The organism is Streptococcus oralis, assembly GCF_002386345.1.
Taxonomy (GTDB): Bacteria; Bacillota; Bacilli; order Lactobacillales; family Streptococcaceae; genus Streptococcus; species Streptococcus oralis_S.
In genome coordinates this window covers 670,452-696,460 of record NZ_CP023507.1, presented here as the reverse complement: position 1 = coordinate 696,460, position 26,009 = coordinate 670,452, and the positions used below count along the sequence as shown (strand labels likewise).

Here is a 26,009-nt window from a genome sequence, read left to right as displayed (position 1 = left end):
AAGAAGAAAATTAAAATATCTATTAAAATTTCATTGAAATTACCTCAAACCGTTCGAAAATTACCTTCAATAAAGTTCTTTAATACTGAGATTATAATATCCAGAGTATCAATAAATTAAAAACTTACTTTTCTACTGTTCATAGGAATGATGATACTAGAAAAAAATAAATCCTGAAGGGTAAAAACTTGTATCATTTTTTATGGAAAGCCTATTATTCAAAACTTGTTTGTCTCCTAGATAAACTATATAATTAGTTTGCCCCTTCTTGAACCAAAAGAAAAAACCGCTACTCCTAAGAATAGCGGTTTTATATGTTTTTTAAGCTACTAATGTAGTCGCTCTATTATTTAAGAGTAACAATTTGCAAATCCTATTTTCTCCCAGTATTAGTGGGTTAATTCCTCAATTTTCAACTCTGGCAGGAATTTGGTAGGTAAATTGATAATCCAAGATTATCTAAACTGTTTGTAATCTCTTCTGAAATTGTTGAATCACCTGAATAATACCAATGACTATATGTATTCAACGTGGTTGACTTATCAGCGTGTCCTAATCGATATGAAACATATAAAGTATCCTTATGTAACACATTTATAAGATAAGATGCATGACTATGTCTTAATCCTTTCCCCGTAATTTCTGGTACACCAGTAATCTTAGAATGCCTTTTTATTATCCTAGAAATTGTAGACTTACACAAGGGGGCACCAAAACGTGATATTACATAATCTTTATCATCATTCTTGATTTGAACTTCTCGCCATTTTTTAAGTATTGTAATCGTAAAATCATCTAAATCAATTTTACGATTCCCTGCTACTGTCTTTGTTTGTTGTTTAGCATACCATACACCGTTTTTATCTTTCTCAATCGTCGAATGAACATGAATCCATTTACGTTCAAAATCAATATCTTCCCATTTAAGAGCAATACCCTCACTAACTCTTAAACCAGTCATAAAATATAACCAGATCGTCATGTAATTATGGAGTCCCTCATACTCACTAATATCAAAAGAGTTTATTACCTTCTTAAATTCATCAAATGTCCAAAATTTTGTATCAGGGTGCTTTCCTCTAGGATTATCTAATCCTTTAAAAGGAACTCTATCAATATAACCCAATCTTTCTGCATAGCCCAGACATGCTTTAAATCTAGACCACATATTTTTAGCATAGTTACTAGAATACTTGTCTATAATAGCTAAGCGAAATCTTTCACAGTCAATAGTACTAATATCTGATAATTTTTTACTACCAAATTGCTTAATAAATAACTGATGATGTGGTAAAGCGGTCTGATAAGTTACAAATTGAACTTTTTGTTGATAATATTTTAAATAAATCTCTTCCATAAACTCTCTAAAAGTTAGAAAACTATTATTAATAGTAGAGTTCACAAATTCATGTTTTAAACGAAGTATCTCTTCATATGCTTCCTTAAAAGAATTAAACGGTAGTCCCTGTTGATTTTTCCTTCCTTTCTTTTGAATTCTTTTCCCAGTTATTGGATCAACTCCTAATTCAATTTGAAAATAAATTTTTCCTTTTGAATCTTTGTATACACCTTTATATTTCTTTGTCTTTGATATAACCATTTTTCTCACCTTCTATATCTGAAAAAGAAATACCAATTAAATTTTCTACAATATTTTTAGGAGCAATGCCTAACCTTTTATTATCGAAAGGTGAACATCCTAATTGTACCGCATTCTTATCATTTTTTCTAGCTTCTTCAAACTTTTTTACAGCAATCTTTTTTGCTTGTCTAATAATATTCCTCGATGTGTGCTCTGGAAAACCAATCGCAACTAAATCTTTATAGTTTACTGTTTCCATGATTTTACTACTTCCTTTCTTAGATTTTTTCACCTCCATGGCATGACTGATGAAGTCATCATAAGAATTACACTTGCTGCTCTTTTACGGTGGCAGCCTGAACGGTCAGAAGTATCATTGTATATCATTTGTATCATGGCATATAAAGTATCGCTCTATTTTATTGATGGTTTTTATGTCGCTCTTATCATGGCGAGCCATTCAAAACTGCTCCACAAATGAGGAAAGTACCATTTTGGACTATTTAATTGTCAAAGAACCAAATAAAATAATCTCCTCATTTTCACACTCTATGAAATTGAGGAGATTATTTTCTAAAGCGAATTTTATCAGGAAAATCTGTCAATCCCAATAGGTAGTCTGTACTGACATCGTAAAAGTTTGAGAGAGTTACCAATACATCTGCTGTTAACGTATGCTCACCCCGTTCAATTTTAGCATAAGCTGAGTTTGTAAACGAAAGTGTTTTGGCTATTTGTTTTTGGGTCAAATCGTGATCTTCCCTCAAATCTCTCAAACGTCTGTACATCTAGCTTTCTCCTGAGAAAAGTATAATATATAAAACTAAGAAATCATTCAAAGTGTCCTAACTGGACATTTTGAACTAAAATTAATTTATTAAACATATCTCATAAGCATATCTATTATAGGTAAGACAATATTAAGAAAGACGGTCAAAATCTATTAACCGTCTAAAAATGTTATAAGCTATTAAAAAATCAGCAGTAATCCGGTAACAAAAGTCACATAATTTTGTTAAGGAAGGGATTAATGATGTCCAGATTACTACTAACCAGCAAATTGAAAAATGGTCAACATGATATTTCTAATATGAATCTCTTACTTTCAGAACCTAAAAGTTGAATAATAGCCACTCCCTACTTATCAATAAAATTATCCGTTGCATTAACAGATGTATATAAACCAATCCATGGATTTTAAAGCAATTAACTAGACTTTATTTGTCAATAACCACAAAATTAGATTAGAAAAATCATTAAAAATTAATTGGAGTCCTTTATGATGCTTTTTAAATAAAAGTAATACTTCTCAATATTTTAACTGAACTAAAGTAATAGCATAATGATATCTTGATTGTATTCTTATAAAACAGATTGCCCTTCACATTCAACTGTGATTGATTAAATTCCAAAAATATATTCCAAAGGCGCTCTAAATTCTCTATATCAGATATTTTTATCATCTATCAACTTCTATCATACCTCTTCAATAGCGTGCTGAATATTAGCGATAATATCGTAATAGATACACCAATAATAAAAAGATTAAAAGTATTGTTAGGATTTAAAACTACTGAGAAAAAAACAGTACCTAGTGGCATAAAAAGAATAGCTACCGTAAAGATGATTCCAAATACTCTGCCAAGAAACTCATTATCTACGTCTCTTTGAACAATAGAGAAAAATTGGATATTAAAAATGGAAAGAAATAGACTAAATAATGCTGGAGAAAAGGCTAAAATAATGACGTTGCGGAACATATAATAGAGTGGCGCTACTAGCATTAACATCAAACCTGAATATGCTAAAAAGAGCATTAAACGTTTGCTTGACAAGGATTTATTGATAAATCCACTTAATATCGCACCCATAAAGCCACCAATCGCTTCGGCTGTTAAAAAGGTTCCATATAGCCCACTTGAAATACTTCCAAACATTTGATTACTGTATGGCAGCAACAAATTATAGGCTGCTAGAAAAAAGTTAACAAGTGCTGAAAGGGCAATTATAATAAGAATTTGTTTATGACTATATACATACGTAAATCCTATTTTTAAATCATCAAAGATTCCTCTTATCGTCATATTCTCTTTTGTCTCCACCTCCTCATTTACAGGAGTAATGAAGAAAATTAGTGAGGCAGCAATTAAAAACGATAATCCATCTAATAATAACACACCATGTATTCCAAGTAACTTATATAAGAAAATTGCAATCATAGGAATTGTTACTTTAATCACAGTACTTGTTGTTTCTAACAATGAATTAAGTTGTGATATACTGTCCTTTTTTACAATTTCTTTCGTAAAAGCTTTGTATGATGGCCCTGAAAAAGCACTCATAAAAGCCAAAATGACATTTGTTATGACTATCGCATAAACCAACCATTGTTCTTGGGATATAAATGAAAGAGTTATGCAAGAAAGACCACATAAGATGTTTGTAGCAATAATAATTTTTTTCCGATTGAAGCTATCTGCAATGACTCCACCGAATAAATTAAATAGAACTCCTATCACACTTTCTAATGATTGATAGATAGCAACCAACGATAGTGACGTTGGATTGATCCCTGCAAGAAATCTGTTATTAGCGTAGTCAAACATAACATCTCCTATTCGAGATATACCTTTACTATACACCAAGTATAGAATATTTTTTTTCATATTATTCATTTTATAGATCTTTAAAATTCTCGGGTACGACAACTATTAACTGAAATTATTAAATAAAAAATACTTTGTTCAAATATCAATCTTTTTGTTAATCATATTGAAAAATATCTCGTGTAAAAACTTTTGAGTTATATTTCATCAGAATGTCATCTATTCTATTAGCAACTATAATATCAGAATGAGCACTAAACTCATTAAAATCATTAATTATAGGGCAATCCAAAAACATTTTGTCTTTAATTAAAGGCTCAAATATTACAACATCTCTGCCACTTCTTTTTATATGTCTAACAACATCAATTGTAGAAGATTCTCTGCAATTATCTGACTCTTTTTTTGAATTAATTCTATAAATTCCTATGGTTTTAGCTGAGCTATTTAAAATCATTTTTGCTATATGAACTTTTCTAAATAAATTAGACTTGTTTATACTTGTAATAATTGGCGCAGAAATATCTTTAAAATGATACTCTAATTGCTTAACATCTTTAGGAAGACAGTAACCACCAAAACCGAATGAAGGATTATTATACGAATTTCCTATTCTCCAATCGTACCCCATCCCCTCAATAATTTTTTTAGAGTCTAAATTCTGCATCTCAGCAAATGTATCCAACTCATTAAAAAAAGCAATTTTTTGTGCTAAGTATGCATTCGAAAATAGCTTTATCGCTTCTGCTTCAGAAGACCCAATTAATAAAGTTGGCAAGTTTTCTTCAACTGCTATTTTCATCATTATGTCTAAAAATAATTGAGAATTTTTAGATTCATTACCAACAATAATCCTCGAAGGATACAATTGATCATGAATAGTATAACCTTCCCGAAGGAACTCAGGAGAAAAAATTATATCATTATAGTTAAAACGATTTCTTAAATATTTGGTAAAACCTATTGGAACTGTTGACTTTACAACAATTGTAGCCTTTTTATTTATCTTTAAAATATTATCTATTGTAATTTCGACATAGGAAGTATCAAGCTTATTCATTTTCAGATTGGTTGGCAATGTCAATATTATAAAAGTTGCATCCTTATAAGCTAATTCTTCAGATGTAGTTGCATTAATATTTTTTGCCTCAAGCAAAAATTTCTTTATAGCGTTCTCTTTTAGAGGAGATTGCCTTTTATTTATTAAATCAACTTTTTTATTGTCAATATCAAAAAAAGTAACTACATGTTCTCTTGCAAGTAGTACCCCTATTGATAACCCAACATATCCAACACCTACGACTGTGATTTTCATATTACCCTCTATTATAAAGCTTTTTATAAATCAATTTTTTTGTTAGATAAAATATAAAATTGATTTTTATACCTGAATGAAGTTATATAAATTCTAGGGTGTTTACCTAAGAATTCAGATATATCAGAAAAAGAATCTAAATATTGCTTCTTTTTCTGCTCACTAATAATACCTATAAAGTTTAAAGAAACCAAAGAAATACTAGCAAGTTTTTTCTTGATCTCTTGTCGCCAGTTTGACACATTTGGATAAAATTCATTAAAAATGAACCCAGGTCTATAGTAGATTACATTATCATCTTCACTGATGAAAAGGGGGAAATTCCTTTTTTTATATTCCTCAAAGGTATCTTCTTCTCTATAAATCAAATATTTAGAACTATGACAATCCCCAATTGTATTTTGTAGATTAAGAGCCTTTAAATCTCTGTTATTAAAGATTGTAGATATTATTAAAGTACTATTCCCGGATGCTTTACAAAGTTTTTTTGAAATTTTAAATGAAATATATAAAATACTATCAATATTCGAATAATCTGGTGCGTGGATGATCGATAAAGAATTCAAAGTGTCTGAAAGAAATTTCGTATGGTGTTTAATTTTTTTAGATTCTTTCAATAATAAATGATGATATTGATTTTTTTCCAATGAATCTTTTTTGTTTATTTCTCTTATTTTCTCACAATAATATTTATAATTTTCATCATTTGTTAATGTATCTTCGATACCACTAACTAGTCTACCAATTTGCTTTTTTATAATACTGATACTGGATAAATCGGATATAGAATGGTCCATTTGAATAATAATTTTCCCATTCAATCCGTTGCTAATAATAATTGGCATCGCTAATTGTCCGCCTTGATTACGTGATGTAGGAATCATATCTTCCCCAACATCTTCAAGTAGATCTTCCAAATAAGTTAGTTCAGATTGGTTTGATACTTTTAATACTGGTATATCCAAATTAGGTTTTACAATTTCAAAGTTCATTCGTTTTTCATCTACAGAGATTTTTGAGTGCAATAAACTATTTGAAGCAACCACTTGTTGGACAACTGATTTAATTTTTTCAATACTACAATTTTTATATTCAAAGGTTGAAGTTAAAATATTTCTATAGTTATCATAATAGTAAATTCTTTGGCAATGTATAGCCTGAAATTTGGAAATCACTTTATTGGTATTTCTTAAATAACTGTCATATAAAAATTTTATTTCAGTCTTTGAATAAAAATCTTCATTTCTCATGTCCAGCAAGTTATCAGTTTTTTCTACATGTAATTTTCTTTTTATATTGCCCTTAAGTTCTCGAATCAAATCATAGAGTTTTTTCCCATAAATATCATCCATGGGTATTGAAACTCCATAGTAATCTTCAAGATCTAATATAAATGTAAATAAAGAAAGTGAATCTCCTCCATTTTCAAAAAAATCTTTTGAAATATCCAACTTAGTAATAGAAATATTTAATTTCTTAGATACTAGTTTTAAAATCTGTACTTCATCATCACTTAGATTATTATAATCAGCTGCACTTACCAAATTATTTTGATTTCTCTCTTTAAATATTTCTTTTAAAAAAGTTTTATCTATTTTTCTATTAACAGTCATAGGAAACTGTTCAACCTTAATAAAGGAATTGGGTATCATATATTTTGAAATATTTTTTAAACAGAACCTTTTAAGATTTTGAGGACTGATATATCCTGTATAAAAAGCGACTATTTGCTTTTCAATCTGTAATACTAAAACTTGAATTACTTTACCATTGCTCTCAATACCTTTTTCAATTTCCCCTAACTCTATACGAATTCCATTTTTCTGAATTTGATTATCTTTTCTTCCAACATAGTAAAGACTTCCATTTTTATAGTAAACAATATCACCAGTAGAATAATATCTATCCCCATCAATTACTGGAAATTTTTCATTATTTAGACTTGTGTTAGTATACCCTTTTGATACTCCCTTCCCGCCAATATAAAGTTCACCATAATTGTGGGTTCCGTTGCTTTTAATGATATATTTTACACCCTCTAATGGAACACCTATGGGTATGTCTTCCGTCTCGTCTTTCGTAATAATATGCGCTGTCGCATATATTGTAGTCTCTGTAGGCCCATACGCATTAATCAATTTAAAATTTAGCTTATTTCTTTTCCAAAGTCTATAAATTGATAAATTAAATTTTTCACCAGCAATAACAACATACTTAATGGTAGAATCTAATTTTTGCAATATCGGTTGTTCTAATCTCTCTATAAATGCTAAAAATGCCGCAGGAGAAAAGGCTAGATGCGTTATTTTATTTTTAAAAATAATTTCTGCTAAACATTTATAATTCGAGGGAACACTCAAATCTAGACAGTATACGCTACTGCCGCTCACTATCCAACCTAACATTTCTGTGATCGATACATCAAAACTATATGGTGTTGAAAATAAATATCTAGATTCTTCGACGGCAGGTGTTATAGTATTCAAGTTTCTTATGATATAATCTAAATTGGCTATCGACACTATTACACCTTTTGGTTCACCCGTTGATCCAGATGTGTGCAAAATATAAGCTTCTCGTTCTCTAAGGTATATAAAAGGATTTTCTATCGGCAATTTCTCATCTGATTTCTTTGTAATAAATTCTGAAACATCCAAAAAATTCGTTTTTGAAACATACGGAATATTTTTATCAGATATGTACATCACAGCTTGGGTGGATGAATAAATTTTTTTAATTTTATCTCCATTTAAAGAGTAATCTATCGGAACATAACAGTTATTCGATTTTAATATTGCAATCATAGCTAATATTTGATTAATCCCATGTGGTAAGATAACAGCAACACGTTGGTTCACCCCAATTTTGCGAACTATTTGATTAGCTACTATATTAGTTATTGTATCCACTTCACAATATGAAAGTACTCTTGTATTATCTTTTATAGCAGTTCTACTCGGATCTGTTTCTCTAATTGTCCCCAACATATCCATTAACATCTCAATCATACTATTCTTCTTTCTAAAAAATAGATTCATATTTTCTATTCCTACCTTTTAATATCAATATCAAAATTCATACTGACGTTAACCTTACTGAGGATTATTAAAAGAATTGTTCAAAAATTGAATATTTTTGTACCTCAGTAAGAAAACTAACTCAGATAATGATTTACAATCTATAATAGATGTATCGTTATAGTTCAAAGTAACAACAATAAACTATTAATGCAAACAAGCAAACCAACCTATTGAATCCGCTATTTATATTAACTAAATATGTTAAAATATTCCATAAATTATCCTCCCTCTATATTTAATTAGAGTCTTTAAGTTTACTATACTTTAGATAATTGTATATCCTCAACAAATAAAAAGGTAATAAATGTACTGAATGTTCTTCACTACTATAGTTGTAAATATTTTTAATCGCATTAGACAATATTCTGTCCCACTCTACATCTAACAGTCCATATGAATACTTGTTCTCTTCTTGTAATAAAAATAACGCCTTTATCTTTAAGTTCTCAATATCATCGTTGGAAGGGATATCATTTGAATGAATAAACCGTCTTAAATGATTTTCAAAATCTATATTTAAAATCCATCTGTCTTTATTTGAAAAATCATCTTTGATAGTCTCGAAAAAACTTTGAGAAACTTCTAAAAAAATTTTTTCAATTTTCCCAAAGCTTTTTTTATGAATCTTTGATTGTAAATCAATTTCCTTAATTTTGTATGACTTTAACATCGCAGTTAAGGTTAAAAAGATATCTATTCCGTAACCTTTTGAATACTTGTGCCAATTACACTTCAAAGTTAACTCTTTTACCAGTTCCTTCGAAAAACCAAAATCGCCAGAAATACATTGATAAGGTACGTCACTTTTAAAAATTTTCACTAACATAGGATAAATAAAATGATTCGTCGCATTTCCTTCAAAAAATTTTCTAGCATAATTTGGGATTATAAGATCATAACCAGATTCAATTGACATAAACATTTTTTCTAGCCATATTTTTTCCAATGAGACAACGTCCCCGTCAATCAAAATCAAACCTGAAAAACTTGAAAAATTATTTATCGTATATTCAAAAATATTTCTCACGTTATAACCTTTTCCCTTAAGCTTTGATACTATAGAAATTTTAGTATTATAAGTTTTTGTTTCTAAAAAAATCTGCGGTGTTCCATCTGTACTATTACTATCTGAATTAATAATAATAATTTCCTTCCCTAAATTTACAGCATACTCATCGATTTGTTTAACCAATCTACTGATATTATCTGCCTCATTTAAGGTTGGAATGCCTATCACAAACATATTTACCACTCCTTTTTCAATATATTCACATCAATTCCCAATTCATTCGTAATATGAGTTTTCACTAGCATTTTCTAAAATTTTTTTTGCTAATTTATCAGGAGAATCTGCAATAATTTTATATAATTTATTATTAGTGAAAATTTTCTTTACTATTTGTTCACGTACTCTATTATTTTTTTCATAATTTATTAAAGGCATAGCAGAAAAATACTTTCCTTTATCTGATTGAAAACATGCAACTTGTCCAGATATATGTCTTCCCAATATTTCATTTAGAAATAAGCTGGCTAAACTATCATTCCAAATTGATTGACATATTTGTTTTTCTTGTTTGTCTGCTTTTATGTAATAAATTTCTGAAATTTCAACAGAAAAATTACAAGTACGTATCCCTAACTCTCCTGGGTCAATTGAAATTTTATCATCCCAGCTTGCCTGATTGAAGTGTGATGGATGATTAAAATATTTACTAAACAGTCTAAATAGTAATTTATCTGACAAAACAGCTGTTCTTCTAATTTTAAAGAATGAGGTTCCTGCACAAGTTACTAATATTCCAGAATCTAAGCCAAATATTACTTGATCATTACCTATAAGGTGGTATCCATGTTCTATACAAAGTCTGAGTGCGACAGTAGTTTTTCCAGCACCTTTATCCCCTAAGAGTAAAATTGAATGATCCGTTATAGGATTATAAACTGACGCTGCATGAATTAATAATGTATTATCCTGTTCAATCAAAAGACACTCAGCTAAATACTCTCCAATGTAATATAGTGAAATACCTTCTTTAAAATAATCTAATCTACCATAAACTAAAATACTTCCATTGCCATTATATTTTATATATTGTTGATTACTCTCAATAAATTTTACACTACCTAAAATCTTTATTGTTTCGCTAGAACATCTTATTTTATTATCCTGCTCTTTTATATTTTGAAATATAAAGTGAGGTACATCAAAAGAAATTCCGACAAACCCAAAATATAAAATTGTCTTATCCATTATAAACATTGGTTTTAGGAATAAAATGTTGAGTTGATAAAATTAGATTCGTATTTTTTGAACCTTTACATAAATGCCTATTAATAATTTCCAATACCCTTGTTTGATCAATACTTTCTTCTGTTTGAATAAATAAATGGGTTGGTTTATACAGTTCTGAACCAATATTTGACTGCATAATTACTTGGCATGGAGTCTTAAACGTTTCATAAATATCTTTAGCAATAATATCAGATAAAAATCCCCAAACTTTCCCTACAAAATAAGTACAATTTTTACCTGCTGGTGCTTCCATAGTATTTGGTCTAAAGCTTGATATGATACCATGAGTTTTATTCCCTCGACCAACGGCACCTTCTTCTCCAAAATCAATACAAGAACCTGTAGAAGTTAAATAGTAATTATAATCAATAGAATAGTTTAGCTTTTTATACTTTTGTTCAACATACTCCTTAATTTTTTCTACATGTTTATCAACATATAGCCTACTTTCAATCTCGTTGTTAAAAAATTTACTTATTAAGGGAAAATTTATTCTAATAGAATAATGTAAATCGTTCCTTACAACCATCACTTTAATATCTCCGCCCATTTGAATAAATCGTGGCGTTGGCAATTTATTGATATCTAATTTATAAAAATACCCTTCAATCATTAAGGCTAATTCTTCAGAAATTGTTAAGGGCCAATAACTTATCATTGTAGCTGTGTCATTTGCCTTTGGTACATCTTTATACTCTGGTAAGTCTTCTATTGTAGTAGGGGAGAACCAATTAGATTTTGTAGTAAAATCTGAAGTCAATGTTTCGAATTCTACGTAATTTTCAACATCTAAGTTGGGGAGAATTCTATTTAAATATTTAGTTGCAGCTTTTTTTTGAATTTTAAAAAGTGGAATTGGAATATCAAAACATTTTTTGCTCGCCCTACCTAAAAAAATAATTTTAATTGGTTCAATAAAGTCACTACCACCAAAATTCTGAATGGAATGTCCACCTCTTATAATGATTTTATCAAAATTATGATGTGGAATAATGCCAAATCTATTCAAACAGTACTGAGAATAATCAATTTCAATTTGCTCTGCTATCCCATCAGCTAAGGTATCAGGATGACCTAATCCTTTACGTTCTACAACCTCATATGCTAATTGACTTGGACTATAAAAATCATTAGTAATTTTTAATTCCATAATTTATACCTCTATAAATAAATTTTATTGCATTCTAAATATAATTTAAGTAACACTTTTGTTATTTCAATAGCACTAATAATATCACACCCTCTTGGTATCCTATTCTCTTCTAATAATGTTAATTGTTTATCTATCATATCATCAGAAATTTGAATTTTATTATCACCATTAATTAACTCACTTCTATATCTTTCAATCTTAGGATGTGGATCAAAAATCAGAATTGAGTCATCAATTCTAGCAGTTCTTACTGTTCCATTTTTCCGATTCATCTGCTTTCCATCTTTTATCGAAAAACTCCCTAAATTACTGTTAATTTGTATCGATATATTTCTAATTCTAGATAAAATTTCTATCGAATAATCATGGTTTCTTAAATCTTTTATATAAAGATTATTTACAAAAACACCATTAACAAATTCATCTGATGATATTCCTAAATATCTTAAAATCGCTAATATATGCGGAAGTTCGATTCCGTAACCTAATATCTCCGCATCTAAAAACCTTCCATTTTCATTATCCGAGATTCTATTTTTAGAAAATTCAATCTGTATTTTTTCTGTTCCACTCAAAGAAAAACATCCATGATTTGAGAAAATATCTAAAATTGTAGAATAAAAATATTGTTCACTCACAAAAATATTTTTTTCTAAATCTGGTTGCTTTTTTATGATTGAAGTAATTTCCTCTAGATCTTTAAATGTATTACAAAGTGGTTTCTCTATACTAACATATGAAAATAAATATTTTTTTAGAATATTCTTCAATACTACTACATGTTGGTTAGTCGGAGTACAAATTTCAATGGTAAAATATTGTCTCGATAAATCATCATCTACACTGATTCCTTTGTTAAGTAATATTAAATTACAAAATTTTATATCTTTTACATATACATTGTAGCCTCTGCCCATCCATTTATAAGCTTTTATTTTCCCAATTTTACCAAATCCAACCATTAAAATATTTTTACTCTCAATTGGAACTCTCATTAATTGCATCCTTAATATTTGTCGTTTCAGACCACTCATATTCTATGCCTTTGATAATAACAGCAGGAATTCCTGTTCCACGTTGCCCCATTACTAAACCAGCACTAGCTGCAATCATGTCACATAAAGTTTCTTCTTGGAATTTTATTGTCTTTCCATTAGAATCTATTACTGCTGTTTTTCTCAATGGAGGAATACCATAAATGCCAATTGCTACTTGAGTAGCTCCTCTTTTATCCTCCCTACCATCACTATCAGTTATAACAACTGCCACGTTCTTACCAAGTGACAGTTTAAGATATTCTGAGATTCTTTTTGCAGAAGCATCTGGATTTTTAGGCAAGAGAAATACTTCATCAACTGATTTTTTATCGATTCCACCACTTGTCAACTTTAAACCATTTTCCAATCTACATCCAATGTAATTTTTTTTTATATCTAAACGTGACAGGTCTCTATTAACTAAGTTGAGCATAATTTCAATTATTCTAGGATCTTTACGAGGGATGCTCTTCTGAATTTCTTTAGCTTCATCACTCACTTGAACCTGTTTCAAAGACAAAACTTGATTTTCTGAAATAGACACAATTTTAGAAGCTATGCAAAGTACGTCATTATCCTCAATAGAAAAATCTGAATCTTTAATACTCTCTGCAATAAACTTTTCTAAATTTTCACCTTCTTTCAAATAAGGAATATTCTTTAAACCAACTATACTTAAATTCATTTTAATCTCCATCAATATACTCACTTAGGGTTAAATAGGATTTTCTCACTACTTCTGCCTTTTTATCCAGTTCTTTTTCATGTACTTCTAAACTAAAAATTAAATTTATAAAATGTTCACGGATTTCATGAATGAGAGTTTTGAAGTTGATAATTCCTTTTCCTAATTCTACATAATATATTCCTGAATCATCAATAATATAATTCTTACAATGAATATAATAGATATAATTTTTCAATTTTTGAATAAGCTGGCCTACTTTGGGATCAATTCTGTAATAATTAGCTATATCAAACCAAATTTTTAAATTTTTTATCGATTTTTCATCTATAAAATGCCCTATTTTTATCAAGTCGTCTGCAGTGCTCACAGCAGTCCCTAACTCATTCTCAATTAAAAAAATAATATCAGTCTCATTTAACATACTCAAAAATAGTTCATTGCACAAGAAATCATCTACTGAACACCCAATTCCACCAAATATTCTTATATATTTAATATTTAGGAATCTAGCTATAAAAATAATTTTTCTTATATAGAGCCATTGTTCATTTAATGTAACACTAGTCGAAATACCATATAAATCAAGATTACTTTCTAAATTCTCTCCTTTTACATTCCATTTAAAAAGTGGACTCGCAATGGAAACCGGGGTTATATTATACTTTTGCAATTTTTCTTTTAAATTGATTAACTCTGCGTCACTAAGTTTTATAATATTTTTATTATTTATCATTCTTAATTCACAACTTTTAATTGATAGATTATTTAAAAATTTCAACGAAGTATCTAAGCTATCTGATATTTCATCGAGATTTACTGTTATATGAAAAACCATCTGTTTCTTGTATCTTCCTTTCCAAAAATTTATGTATCCGTACTACATCATCTTTTAGTAAAAAATACTTACTATCATTGATTTTATCGCACCACAATGAAAATGCCTCGATTCCTTGAAAAAGTAAAACCCATAAACCGTCTATTATTTTTACTCCTTTACTACTAAAATATTTATGAAGCTTAGTGTGTAAAGGATTGAAAACAACATCCATAAAGTATTTATCTTCATAATTAATACTATCTAACTGCTCAAGATTTATAGGTAAATCATCTTCATAATTTACCATTCCAACTGGTGTAGTATTTATTATAATCTCTATATCATTTAAAAGTTGTTGATTGACTAATTCCTGATATGTAATAAACTTTAGATCAGAAAAACTTTCCATTAAACTCCATGTATTTTCACTAATTGGCTCTCTATATACAATGACTGGTGAGATTTGTAGTTTTCGTAAAGCAAAAATAGCCGCCCTAGAAGTACCTCCAGTACCCCAAATACAACATTTTTTTAAATGGTTAACATTGAAAAAATCTAATGCATCATAAATACCTTTCCAATCAGTATTAGTTCCCATAATAATATCTCCAGTTTTGTAAATATTGTTAACAGATCCGGTTACCTCAGCTACTTTATCTAAAGTATCAATATATTTCATTGTTTCTCTTTTATAGGGTAAAGTTATGTTTAATCCAATGCATTGTGGATCATTTATTAGATTTTTAATTTTTTCTTCTAAACACACTGAGTTCACTAAAATTTTCTTATGTTTATAGTCGTCTAAACCTCCTATAATATTATTTAGATATTCAAATAATTCATCCGATATAGAATGTTCCACTGGATTACCAAGTAATGCAGAATACATAATATTCCTCCCCACTTTTTTAAATAAGATACTACTAATTAAAAATATTTGTTACACACAGTTATATATTATTCCTAAGTATCTTAGCCACCAACAATAATGATAATATCCATCAACAAAATCAAAATCGTGAAAAGTTTCGAAATTTCTTCATTCTTAGACTTCCTTTCCGTTTTTATTTAAAGGCAGTTTACATTTACCAAAGTAAAATTGATTTTCATTTTCTGTATGACACAATATATGATTATCTTCAAAACTATACTCACAATATGGAGAAATCGTTAACGCATTCTCGCTAGAGCCAATCAAACTATACCTAGGAGCATCTACTGTTCTTTTTTCTAAATTTTTATTGATTATTCTAACTATTTAATCATATTGAAAACCAAAATAGTTCCATAAAATAAACCACGAACACTCTGCGAATCCATTTTCTTTTAGTCCTCTATATGTAATAATAGTATCAACATTTGATTTGATTAAATCATCTACATATGATTTTCCTGATAGCACAGTTCCAAAACAAGAAGCTAAGAAAATCACTTTATTTTTTTAGAGTCTAAAAAATCAACTAATATCGTATCATTACTATTAATTGCTACTGCTTCTGATACTAATTTTTCTTGACCTAAATATAATAAATTACCATTACCATTAACGATTGCGGATAAATAGTTAATTTCTTTTAAATTACATAATTTTCAAATACATTCCCTTTACGATTTACAATATGAAAATTTTCTCTAGAGATTTCTTTAATTGAAGAATCAAGCATATTTAATATTATATTCGCATTACACTCAATTTTATACGGATACAAAAATTTCGCAATTAAAACAGATAGTGCCTCTAAATCATGAGAAACTAAGTATGTAATATTATATATTGATAATCTCATAATCAGACTATCTAATTCTTTTGGAATTGCATACTCACTGATAAATATGTACTCTTTATTCTTATTTAACAAGGCTTCTGTTTTAATTTTTAAAAATTTTGCACTATACATTGTGATAATGCATATGCAATATCATAATCTCTAGTATCTGCATATAAAATTTCTAAATCTAAATTAGATAAATCTCGCCTGATTCTATCATCTAACTTAAAGTAATCTATATTTCCAGTTTTAGAGTATAAAATTAGATTCTTACATTCAGCTAATTTTAATAAATAATCTAATTTTTTATTTGTAATAATGACCTCTTGCATAGTAAAAATCCTTTAATAATTAAACAATTGCATATATGATTAGTAAGTATTTAGTTATAACTAAATACTTACCTGTACAGGTAAGACTCTCCTTACAAATATAATGATGATTTAAACAACTTTTTAAACTATATTTTACTCCCTTCAATACATCTGCCAGGATATAGAATTCAAACATCAACAATTTTAATACTCTTTTTTAATATATTAAATTTTGTTTTCTAATATCTAAATTTTTATCTAGAAACACCGTTTGCAGGACCAGGATCAATTTCTGTTGCCTTTATATGAGATTGGGGTTTCGATACAATCCCTAACAGAATTAAAACTATAACTACTAAAGTAACAATTTTTTTAAACAAATTTTTCATATGTCTTTCCTCTTTTTTGCCTTTAGTTTATCATTTCGATATTATTACGTCAACTATTTTATAAGGTTTTTTTATTTTTTTTTATTAGATACATATTTGTATTTTTTGAATTCAAAAAAGAGTCTGGGAAAAAAAGATTTTGATTTTGGGAATTCTTTATTATAAAATTTTAAAATCAATAGATTAGACAAAAAAGCGAACAAAACAGAATTCTGAGTATCAGATAACTCGTTTTGTTCGCTTTTTATATTTAAGGTTAGACTTTTGTCCCAGACTCCTTTATTATTCTGTTATATCTGCAATGTAATGCTCGATTTTAAGAGCCGTTGACATATTTCCTTCAAGCTTATAAAGGAAATAAGCCGTTTCAAAGTACTCTTTTACTGCAACTTTAGAAGAAAAATTTCTACTAACATTTCCCATCAATACATACAAATCAGCCAAAAGATACGTTGTTCTATACGTCTTACATTGCTTTATCGTATCTGTGATTTTAGTAATAGCCTCTTCAGTATTATTCTGCAACCATAGATAGCGACAAACATTATAATTAAATTTAATAGAAAGGTTTAATTCTTCGATTGTGTTTAACTTGAGTTGATTTACTTGACACTCTAACTTTTCTCGAATTTCATTAAAGCTCTCTAAATCTTCAATATCATAATAAAAATTAAATAGAGTATTTGAAATTTGAAGGTAGAACAGATCAGTTACATTTAACTGAGACAGTACCTTCTCCAATCTTGCCACAGCCTCCTCTTTTTGCCCATAGAAATAAAAATCTATAAGAGATTTTATCCACTCCATATAAAATTTATTTACTAGAGACAAGCGATGTGCCTTTACACTCTCTAATTCATATATATATTTCAAAGACTCATAATTTCGATTTGTGATAAATGTCTGGGCTAACTTTTTAAACTCTGATAACTCATCAATCTCTTCTACAATCTGCTCATTAAAAAAATAATCTATACTAACTTTTAACTTCTTAGACAGAGCATATAAAAAGTCTGCTCCTGGAGTAAATTCTCCATTCTCTAATCGACTAATCTGTCCCTGTTTACATATCCCCTCGGCCAATTCTCGCTGAGACATTTTTAATTCTTTTCGTCTATTTTTTAATCTGGTTGCTAAAAGTGTGCCCACGTTTGCATTTTCCTTTTCTATTCGATTTCAATTTCAATTGTAACATGATTAAATTTTAAATACAAATTAATAAAGCAAAAGATACAAATTATATATAAACTATGACTAGATAGGTTATTTTTGAAAACCTATCCCTTCTTCTTTTGAAATTTTCTTACTCAAACGATTGATAAACTTATTCACTTTAAATACGATATTCTCATATCTATCGTTCTCTAATGCTATCTGTATACTTAACTCATTCAACTCCTTCTCAACAACATCAATGCCAATTTTTTCAGTTATATTCAATTTTGAAAGATTCAACTTCATTTCTTGCTTGTTTTCAACTGAAGCTAGTAAATATTCTGCTACTTGATTTAAGGTTATCACTCGTTCTTGCAAAGCATTTATTCTCAACTCAGACGCTGCTAGTTCACGCACTAGCTCGTCTTTAATCGTGATATAAGATTGATTTTCCACATCCAGCTTAATCAAAGCATCCACTTCTTCAATCTTTTCTTCAATCATCTCCACAGTCTTTTTTCTGCGGAATGGAATTGTTTGATTTTCAGAGCTAAATTGGCGAATCAACGTTCTACCTTTCATATAGCGATTTTTCTCGGCGTCATCTTTGTGATAGACATAGTAGGAGCTAGTTTCTCTGATAAAAACCTTCACCTTATCCTCTTCCATATCTAGTTCCATGTTAGGTACAAAGACAAGCCCCTCCTGACGAATACCAAACTTGATCTTGATGTAAATTCCATCATCCACTACTTTTTCGATTTGATCAAATGACAACTCTACCTCAAATTCATGAACAGCGTCCCTGTTTCTCCTGAACTCTTGATAGGACTCCCAAAACTTCTCCTCGCTTGGGAGTTCTTTTTCTTTGGAGATTTTCTCTTCTCGATAAACTTGAACTAAATCCTTAAGTTCTGGAGCTTTCAATTTTTTTCTCTTTTCAAAATAATCTTTGAAAAATTCTACATCGTAAAGATTTTTCATATTTAGTTCGGTCTCTTTCACCTCTACTCCTGCAAATTGAAAAGAAACATGCTTTTGCTTAGGACTGATATTTAATCCAAATAGTTTTGCTTTTTTTATCAGAGTTTCTAAGTTATCAACATTGGGTAAAAGAAATTCCATAAGCTCTTCTATTTTTCTTTTGGCAAAGTAATTCTTGAAAAACTCTTCTGTGTAAGATTGCTTGCGATTGAGTTTATTACCACGCACCACTTGTCTCATAGTTGAGTCCGTCATAAAAAAGGTGGTATGCTTGTGACTGAAATCCATCTCCATATGTAGTAATGGAGCGTTCTTTTTTAAATCCTCAAAATCGGTAGAATTTTCCATCAAAAAATAGAGTCGCTGCTTGAGTTCGTACTTGTGATTGGTCTTACGATAAACTTCAAACTGCTGGTGGGAATAGCGATTCTCTATAATTTTCGCCCCTGCAATTTTAGAAAATCTATCTGAAATCATTCGAAGATTTCGTTCCACATTATAATCCCACTTGAGTTTTTTGTCCGAATTACTATCAACCGAGTTGATAATGATGTGATTATGGAGGTGATTTTTATCAACGTGAGTCGCAACGATAAAACGAAATTTTCCACCGGTTAACTCCTTCATTGTCTCATAGCCAATCTGATTGATTTGTTCAGGAGTGAGATGATCCTCTGGAGAAAAAGACTGAATGATATGATGGGCATGAATTTTTCGTTGCTTTTCCTCTAACCTAGCATGCCGAAAATTATAAAGCGTATCATTGCTGATAAAATTTTCATGATACATCTGCACCATCTCATCATAGCTAGGAAAATCCAGAAAATTTTTCATGCCATAGTCCGATACCAATGCAAGATTCTTGGTCTTATCAGGATTAAGAATATACTTGATAATTTTTCTGCGATAACTCTTTCCGTGAATGGCAAAATGCTTAGTGATGACCATAAAACTCCCTCAACTTTTTTGCTTGAACACTAAACTCTTTCTCTACCTCACTTATCAAGTCAGCGATTCCCTTTTTCAAGTCTTGCAATTCTTCACTTGAAATCAACTGAGATTGATTAACACTTCGGGCAATCTGGTTGATGTTATTACCAATCCTCTTCAACTCAAATATCAAATCTTGATAACCAGTTGTATCAATGGTGATGAAATTCATACCAGGGTCAAGTAGGGTTCGTCGAGCATATTCTGAAAAAGATTGACAACCGCTTTGATCGATGCAATGTTTCAACTGACTCAATTCGCTATCAGATAGGAAAACTTTCTTTAGCTTAGTTCGGTAACGATTTTCCATGTGCCTACCTCATGTATTTTTTACGGAAGTCTTGACTAAGAGGAATGGAGTTCCCTATTTCTTGAATCAATTCCTGAACACAGGTTAAGAGAATGGATACATGTTCTTGGGTGACTTGATGTTCTGCCCTTGATAAGATTAAAATCTCATAAACATCACGACTGATTTGTTCCAGCTTTTGAGAACGCCAGAAGGTGAACCACTTTTCAGCAGTCATTTCTAACTCGTTCTCCAGTAACTTGTTTCTGGCAAATGAAGAAAAGTGTTCAAATCCTTTATTTTTCATCATTATGTCAATCATTTCTAATTCATTTGCGGTCAAATTAATCTCTTTGCGAATGTCTCTGTGTTGTTCTGACATACTACTCCCTCACTTTTATCTATTGTCGGATAATTCCCGACCCCGTGTCAACCACGGGAAACTTATAAAAACAAAATCTATCGTCTTGTAAGGCTTTGCGAGCTCAGATATTGTGTCCACAATATCCCAAAAATCATATCGCCAACCGACCAAAACCTTCCAGTTTTGACAGCTAACGATAAGATAACTTGGTGGCTCCGCCCCCAAACCCCCAGAGAAAAATCTTAGTTAGATTTTTACAAGTTGAGAAAAGTATAGCAAAGGAAAGTTGGAAATTTTATCACAAGGAAATGAGATGATAAAAAAGAGGGTCAATAATCTTGACTCTCAATTCTAAACATACATATAATCCATCATTGAGTCTAATCTCAAATTAAAATATTCTCATATCTATCGTTTTCAGCATCCAAATAATATACAGAAATATCGTCTAAGCGAAGTTCATTTTTTTTCAGAAATAGATTTACATATTTTACATCATGTGTAGTGAAAATGAGTTGCTTCTTTAATTGACTGAGAACATCAATCATAGAGAACTGATTAATGTCATCCATATTTTGAATAGGATCATCTATACCAATAAAATCAATCACTGTGCTATTCTGACTAATATTCTTCGCAATAAAAATAGCGATTGCTAATACGTTCAGTTGTCCAGAACTTAAAACATTAGCAACGTTAGTAGTTCCATCACTATTTTTTATTTCAATATCTAACGTATTATCATCATCATTTATATTGAAATATAAATTTCTATAACTTGATACATTCGGATTAAGGTAATTAAAATATTGTTGGATAATTGATTCATTGCTGTTAATTAACTGAACAAAGTTATATGATTCATTAATCTTCTTTATTTCTTCATCTACAATTTCCAATTTTTCTTTCAATGCTGTGATAGTTTTTTTAGGTTGTTGCAAAGATTTCTTTTTTTGACGTATATTTTCATTTAAAGCATTATATATAATAATATCTTGATGCTTTTTTAACTCTTGAGCTAGTGAAATAATTTTATTATTTTTGTCATCAATTAAATTTGACAGAACATTCGGAATATCATTATAATTGCTAATAGAATATTCCTTGGCATATTCATCAATCATTTCACTCACATTGTTCAGCAAATTCAAGAGTCTATTCTTTTCCTCTAAATAATTCTTTTGGTCATTTTGAAGTATTAATAATTTGTCTTGTTGTTTTAATAATTCCTCATTTTTTGACAATAATTCTTTTAAATTTAAACCTGAGAATTCAATATCAGATGTTTCCGCCAACTGATCTTCGATTATACTCTTTTTATTTTTTAACTCTAGATACTTTTTACATTTTTCAATAGTATTTTGAGATTCATTTATAAAATACTCCAACTGTTCTTTATCTAATGTAAAGTTGTCTTTAACATATAGATAATCACCCAATATAATGTCTAGTTTTGTCTGGATTTCGTTCTCTTGATATTTTAATTTGGATATATCTAATTGAATTGTACGAACTTCTTCTTGTTTATTCAAAATGCTTGATTCAATCTCGTTTATTCGTTTCCTAAACCCACTAATTTTTTCAGCTGTAATGTTACTTTGTTCCAATAGATTAGTAATACGCTCATCAAAATGTTTGGGGGTATTTTTAACGGACTGACTGCAAACCGGGCAAGTATTCTCAAATTCCTTATGGTCACTCACAAATTTATATGCCTCTTGAACTAATTGAATCAGTGAGTCAATATCATTCTTTGATTCAACTGTGCTAAAATCTGACTTTAATTCAACTACCCTATCTTGTAATACTTGGATTTCTCCTTCTAATTTTTCATTTTTTTTATTAAACTCGTCAATAGATTTTGGAATTTGTTCCTTATCGTTTATTAAATTGTAATAGTTAACAATATGAGACAAAGCATATTGATACTTTTCAACCTGTCCCTTTAAATCCTCAATCTTCTTTTGTATATCTTTATCCGTTTCAAAAGTTAATCCGTCAAAGTTAGAATTAGACAACTTATTTTTTATATCTATAAATTCAGATTGATAAAGCTTATTTTTAGATAAAAATTCCTCTTCTTTATTTGCTTGTTCAATATTCTTCTTATTTTGTTCTAATAAATTATCATTCAAGGCAGAATCTTTTAAGTTTTTTTCTTGATCGATTTGAAGTTCTTTTATCTCATATTCTAGTGATTTAATTGTGTTAGCAATCTGATTTAGATCACCAATATCCTGTTTAATATTATTATACTGCAAATTAAATCGTGTAAGTCTCTCTTCAATCTGAGCTTTACTTTTCTGTAGCTCATTATTTTCTTTTTGTTTATCCTCGAAACTAGAATTACTTATTTCATCAGTAATCAGATATTTATATCCATAGTCAATTTTTGATTCTTGAAGATCAATTTCCTTTTGAAGAGATTTCACAAAATCTGCTTTTTTCTCCATTTCATTATCCAGCAAACTCCTAACCTTTTCGTAATTCTCTTTTAAGTTAGTTATTTCATTCATTCCTAGTATCGAAGATAGTACCCTATAACGATCGTTCGCGGTGTCACTTGAAATGAAATCTAACACCTGATCTTGAGCAAGTAAAGAGGACTTCAGAAATTCTTGAATATCAAATTTTTCACCTTTTGAATTCTTGAATAATCCCTCGATATATTCTTTGACATTTTTATCTCCTCGTACAATTTCATTGCCATAATTACAAGAAACTCTAATATTACCATATCTTGGTGCTACCCTTTTCAAAGATAAATTAGTTGTAAAGATAATTTCAACTGCACATTCATCAGAGTTCTTATTTATTAGTACACTTTTCATGATGTCTGCACTACTGACATTCTTGAATCTTTCAACATTTCCTGTTAAACACCATTGAATTGCATCAAAAACTGAACTTTTCCCATTTCCGTTATCTCCTAAAAAGATAGTAACGTCTTTTGAAAAATCAAACTGATGTGTACCTTGAAAATTTCTAAAATTTTTAATTATTACTTGCTTCAATCTAATCATCATTTTCTCCTAAAAATTTTAACTCTTTTAAAGTTTCGGATATCTTAGATTTCGATAATTTTTTTCTATCCCCATCTTTAGCCATTAAATTTTTATACAAATCTTGAATCTGTACTGAAGGCGAATAGCTATGCCCCTTTACTCCATCGTTATCTATTTTATGTTCTGCCATATTTATAAACGGGATTCGTGAAATGTCCTTTTCATTTTGGATAACATATTTCCTAAGATTTCTTACATCTCTTTCGACATAATAATATTTTTCGTTAAACAAATTTATATCAACTAATACTAGCAAATAAGTATTCCATAAATTATATTCAACATGATTCTTGATAATCTCTCTAATACTTTTCGATATATTATTAATCTTCTCTCTAAGCGAATCATCTTGGGTAATTTGTTCATTGTATACAATTATTAATTTCCCATTTGCTTCATCATAAAAGGTAGGATAATCAATCTCCTGAACATTTACCTCTTTATATCGTGCTTTATTAATATAACTTCTCAACTCTTCAAATAATACCATCTAACTGTAACTCCTCAACAATTTTATTTTTCATCTCCACTAAATTATTATATTTTATTCTATCATCGTTTATTTCAGCCAATCTCTTTCGATGAGCATATAAAATATTTATTGGTGCCTGAACATCTTTAATATTATTAGTACTCATATCATCCAATTTAGGATTATTTATGCTAGGAGTTGTATAAAAATCTAACTCTTCTTTTTTTAATGTAGTATACTCACTACTATTTTCATTATAAAATTTACCTGAAATAATCACAGAAATATTCCCAGAATAAAAAATTCTAAATTTTTCTGAATCATCTAACCTCTGAAATAAATCTTTAAACTCTTTAATAATTTCTGAAGGCTCCCTAAAATTATCGTCATTTCCTAAAACCAAAAAGAGCAGTTTATCTAAATTAACTGATAAAATGTTTCTGTTTTTCTCGTCAATCTTTATATCACTTTCAATCGAAATCTTGAGGAATAACAATAATGAAAACAAGTCATTAAAATGTTCCTTACGGTCACTCTCCTCTAGCATTACATTAATACTCTCATTGTGTTTTAAATACCTATTGATAATACCCATCATTGTTAAATCGCTAGATGACAAAGTCTTTTTTATCTCAACATCAAACCTATCCAAAAATATTCTAAACTCCTTAATAAAATCTGACTTCATTCTAGGATGAGAATATTCTTTGTCCAATTTTGTTAAGTAATCTGTGAAAATTTTCTCAGAACTTTTATGATATGCATTTACTACTGAGTTTTCTAGTTGCTTTTTTATAATTCCTTTAAGTTTGTTTAACCTTTCACCACTAATTAATTGTACCGACGCATCTTCAGGGTTGTAACATGATTTAAAAAACTCGGAAATAATGTGATCAAGCGTATCTTGCGATAGTTGATTGTTCACAAAACCTAAACTTATTGGTATATTCCTCACTACCTTTTCTTCTAATGATTCATGAGGTATATGTCTCATATTAAAGTTTTCAAAAGCTTGGTCCAGAAAATCCTCATTATTATCATTGTAATTAATAACTTTCGAACCAAAAGAAGCACTGATCATTTGTTTTGTCTCTTCAATACTTCTACTTTCCGAATCTGGATAAAATGGTGAAATATTAAAATTTTTTTGATCTTGAAAAAAACAGTTAGAAACTAATTCAAATTTTAAATTGAAGTCTTGTTTTTGTTTTATATTGAACGCAGTTATAAATAATTTGGGAATCCAGCTTTCTACTATTTTTTTATTTGCAGGTGCATAGGTGCTATTTTTAGTTTTCACTTGGATAAATTTTATTATTTTCTTTGAATTATTAAACAAAACAATATCTTGGTGATGATCTAAAAACATCCCATCCCAATCACCTTGGAATACTTCTCCCAAATAAAGTACAGCCACCATCATCTGATAATAAAATCCTGTCATAGCAATAATCCCACCATCATCTGAGGTCTCCTCTGCTAAAAGAATATCTTCAATATCCTCATTATTTATTGGAGCATGTAGTTTATCAATAGATTGACTAAAATCTATGTTTAGTATATTGTTTTTATCATCAGTAAATAGATTATCAAAATGATTTTTTAAATTGTCTATCATAATCAGCTATATTTCACTTCCTAATA

At 29.2% G+C, this 26,009-nt stretch carries 22 protein-coding genes; all 22 read right to left on the bottom strand.

Going from position 1 to position 26,009, the window contains the following annotated elements; translation table 11 throughout:
- Positions 1-412 precede the first annotated feature (412 nt).
- Positions 413-1,600 (bottom strand): tyrosine-type recombinase/integrase, encoded by a 1,188-nt coding sequence (locus tag CO686_RS03440; protein WP_023916207.1) that lies wholly within the window; start codon positions 1,598-1,600, stop codon positions 413-415.
- On the bottom strand, positions 1,572-1,841 hold the full coding sequence (locus CO686_RS03435) for a DUF3173 family protein (RefSeq protein ID WP_000450956.1): 270 nt from the start codon (positions 1,839-1,841) through the stop codon (positions 1,572-1,574). Before CO686_RS03435 ends, CO686_RS03440 begins: the two co-directional genes overlap by 29 nt.
- Positions 1,842-2,148: 307 nt before the next feature.
- Entirely contained in the window at positions 2,149-2,370 is a 222-nt protein-coding gene (locus CO686_RS03425; RefSeq protein ID WP_096753516.1) for a helix-turn-helix domain-containing protein, read from the bottom strand.
- A 678-nt stretch (positions 2,371-3,048) separates the two neighbouring features.
- Positions 3,049-4,257 (bottom strand): MFS transporter, encoded by a 1,209-nt coding sequence (locus CO686_RS03420; protein ID WP_096753515.1) that lies wholly within the window; start codon positions 4,255-4,257, stop codon positions 3,049-3,051.
- An 88-nt stretch (positions 4,258-4,345) separates the two neighbouring features.
- The gene (locus CO686_RS03415) at positions 4,346-5,503 is read right to left on the bottom strand and encodes a nucleotide sugar dehydrogenase (RefSeq protein WP_096753514.1); all 1,158 of its coding nucleotides are present in this window, start codon (positions 5,501-5,503) and stop codon (positions 4,346-4,348) included.
- A 23-nt stretch (positions 5,504-5,526) separates the two neighbouring features.
- Positions 5,527-8,511, bottom strand: a complete 2,985-nt coding sequence (locus tag CO686_RS03410) for a non-ribosomal peptide synthetase (protein ID WP_096753803.1) — start codon at positions 8,509-8,511, stop codon at positions 5,527-5,529.
- A 307-nt stretch (positions 8,512-8,818) separates the two neighbouring features.
- Entirely contained in the window at positions 8,819-9,826 is a 1,008-nt protein-coding gene (locus CO686_RS03405) for a glycosyltransferase family 2 protein (RefSeq protein ID WP_096753513.1), read from the bottom strand.
- 42 nt (positions 9,827-9,868) lie between these two features.
- The gene (locus CO686_RS03400) at positions 9,869-10,846 is read right to left on the bottom strand and encodes a phosphoenolpyruvate carboxykinase (ATP) (RefSeq protein WP_037612947.1); all 978 of its coding nucleotides are present in this window, start codon (positions 10,844-10,846) and stop codon (positions 9,869-9,871) included.
- Positions 10,830-12,029 carry a methionine adenosyltransferase gene (locus CO686_RS03395; RefSeq protein ID WP_096753512.1) on the bottom strand — a complete coding sequence of 400 codons (1,200 nt, stop codon included), beginning with the start codon at positions 12,027-12,029 and terminating at the stop codon, positions 10,830-10,832. Before CO686_RS03395 ends, CO686_RS03400 begins: the two co-directional genes overlap by 17 nt.
- Before the next feature lie 11 nt (positions 12,030-12,040).
- Positions 12,041-13,027: a dehydrogenase gene (locus CO686_RS03390; protein WP_096753511.1), complete on the bottom strand. Its 987-nt coding sequence runs from the start codon at positions 13,025-13,027 to the stop codon at positions 12,041-12,043.
- A complete protein-coding gene (locus CO686_RS03385) occupies positions 13,011-13,754 on the bottom strand; it encodes a coenzyme F420-0:L-glutamate ligase (RefSeq protein WP_096753510.1) in 744 nt (247 codons plus the stop codon). Before CO686_RS03385 ends, CO686_RS03390 begins: the two co-directional genes overlap by 17 nt.
- 1 nt (position 13,755) lies before the next feature.
- Complete coding sequence (locus CO686_RS03380) at positions 13,756-14,592, bottom strand: sugar phosphate isomerase/epimerase family protein (protein ID WP_096753509.1); 837 nt, start codon at positions 14,590-14,592, stop codon at positions 13,756-13,758.
- The gene (locus tag CO686_RS03375; protein WP_096753508.1) at positions 14,561-15,463 is read right to left on the bottom strand and encodes a shikimate dehydrogenase; all 903 of its coding nucleotides are present in this window, start codon (positions 15,461-15,463) and stop codon (positions 14,561-14,563) included. Before CO686_RS03375 ends, CO686_RS03380 begins: the two co-directional genes overlap by 32 nt.
- Positions 15,464-16,148: 685 nt before the next feature.
- Positions 16,149-16,472: a hypothetical protein gene (locus CO686_RS10440; RefSeq protein ID WP_253665848.1), complete on the bottom strand. Its 324-nt coding sequence runs from the start codon at positions 16,470-16,472 to the stop codon at positions 16,149-16,151.
- A 439-nt stretch (positions 16,473-16,911) separates the two neighbouring features.
- Positions 16,912-17,046 carry a hypothetical protein gene (locus CO686_RS10525; RefSeq protein ID WP_257960397.1) on the bottom strand — a complete coding sequence of 45 codons (135 nt, stop codon included), beginning with the start codon at positions 17,044-17,046 and terminating at the stop codon, positions 16,912-16,914.
- A 282-nt stretch (positions 17,047-17,328) separates the two neighbouring features.
- Complete coding sequence (locus CO686_RS03365; protein ID WP_096753507.1) at positions 17,329-18,195, bottom strand: helix-turn-helix domain-containing protein; 867 nt, start codon at positions 18,193-18,195, stop codon at positions 17,329-17,331.
- A gap of 114 nt (positions 18,196-18,309) precedes the next feature.
- Positions 18,310-20,133 carry an SAG1250 family conjugative relaxase gene (locus CO686_RS03360; protein WP_096753506.1) on the bottom strand — a complete coding sequence of 608 codons (1,824 nt, stop codon included), beginning with the start codon at positions 20,131-20,133 and terminating at the stop codon, positions 18,310-18,312.
- Complete coding sequence (locus tag CO686_RS03355; RefSeq protein ID WP_000431634.1) at positions 20,120-20,485, bottom strand: MobC family plasmid mobilization relaxosome protein; 366 nt, start codon at positions 20,483-20,485, stop codon at positions 20,120-20,122. Before CO686_RS03355 ends, CO686_RS03360 begins: the two co-directional genes overlap by 14 nt.
- A 4-nt stretch (positions 20,486-20,489) precedes the next feature.
- The gene (locus CO686_RS03350) at positions 20,490-20,846 is read right to left on the bottom strand and encodes an SAG1252 family conjugative relaxosome accessory protein (RefSeq protein ID WP_096753505.1); all 357 of its coding nucleotides are present in this window, start codon (positions 20,844-20,846) and stop codon (positions 20,490-20,492) included.
- 368 nt (positions 20,847-21,214) lie between these two features.
- On the bottom strand, positions 21,215-23,851 hold the full coding sequence (locus tag CO686_RS03340) for an AAA family ATPase (protein ID WP_253665847.1): 2,637 nt from the start codon (positions 23,849-23,851) through the stop codon (positions 21,215-21,217).
- Positions 23,844-24,383, bottom strand: a complete 540-nt coding sequence (locus tag CO686_RS03335) for an ABC-three component system middle component 1 (RefSeq protein WP_008809290.1) — start codon at positions 24,381-24,383, stop codon at positions 23,844-23,846. The genes CO686_RS03340 and CO686_RS03335 overlap by 8 nt, the downstream gene beginning before the upstream one ends.
- Positions 24,370-25,983, bottom strand: a complete 1,614-nt coding sequence (locus CO686_RS03330; protein WP_253665846.1) for a dsDNA nuclease domain-containing protein — start codon at positions 25,981-25,983, stop codon at positions 24,370-24,372. Before CO686_RS03330 ends, CO686_RS03335 begins: the two co-directional genes overlap by 14 nt.
- Positions 25,984-26,009 lie beyond the last annotated feature (26 nt).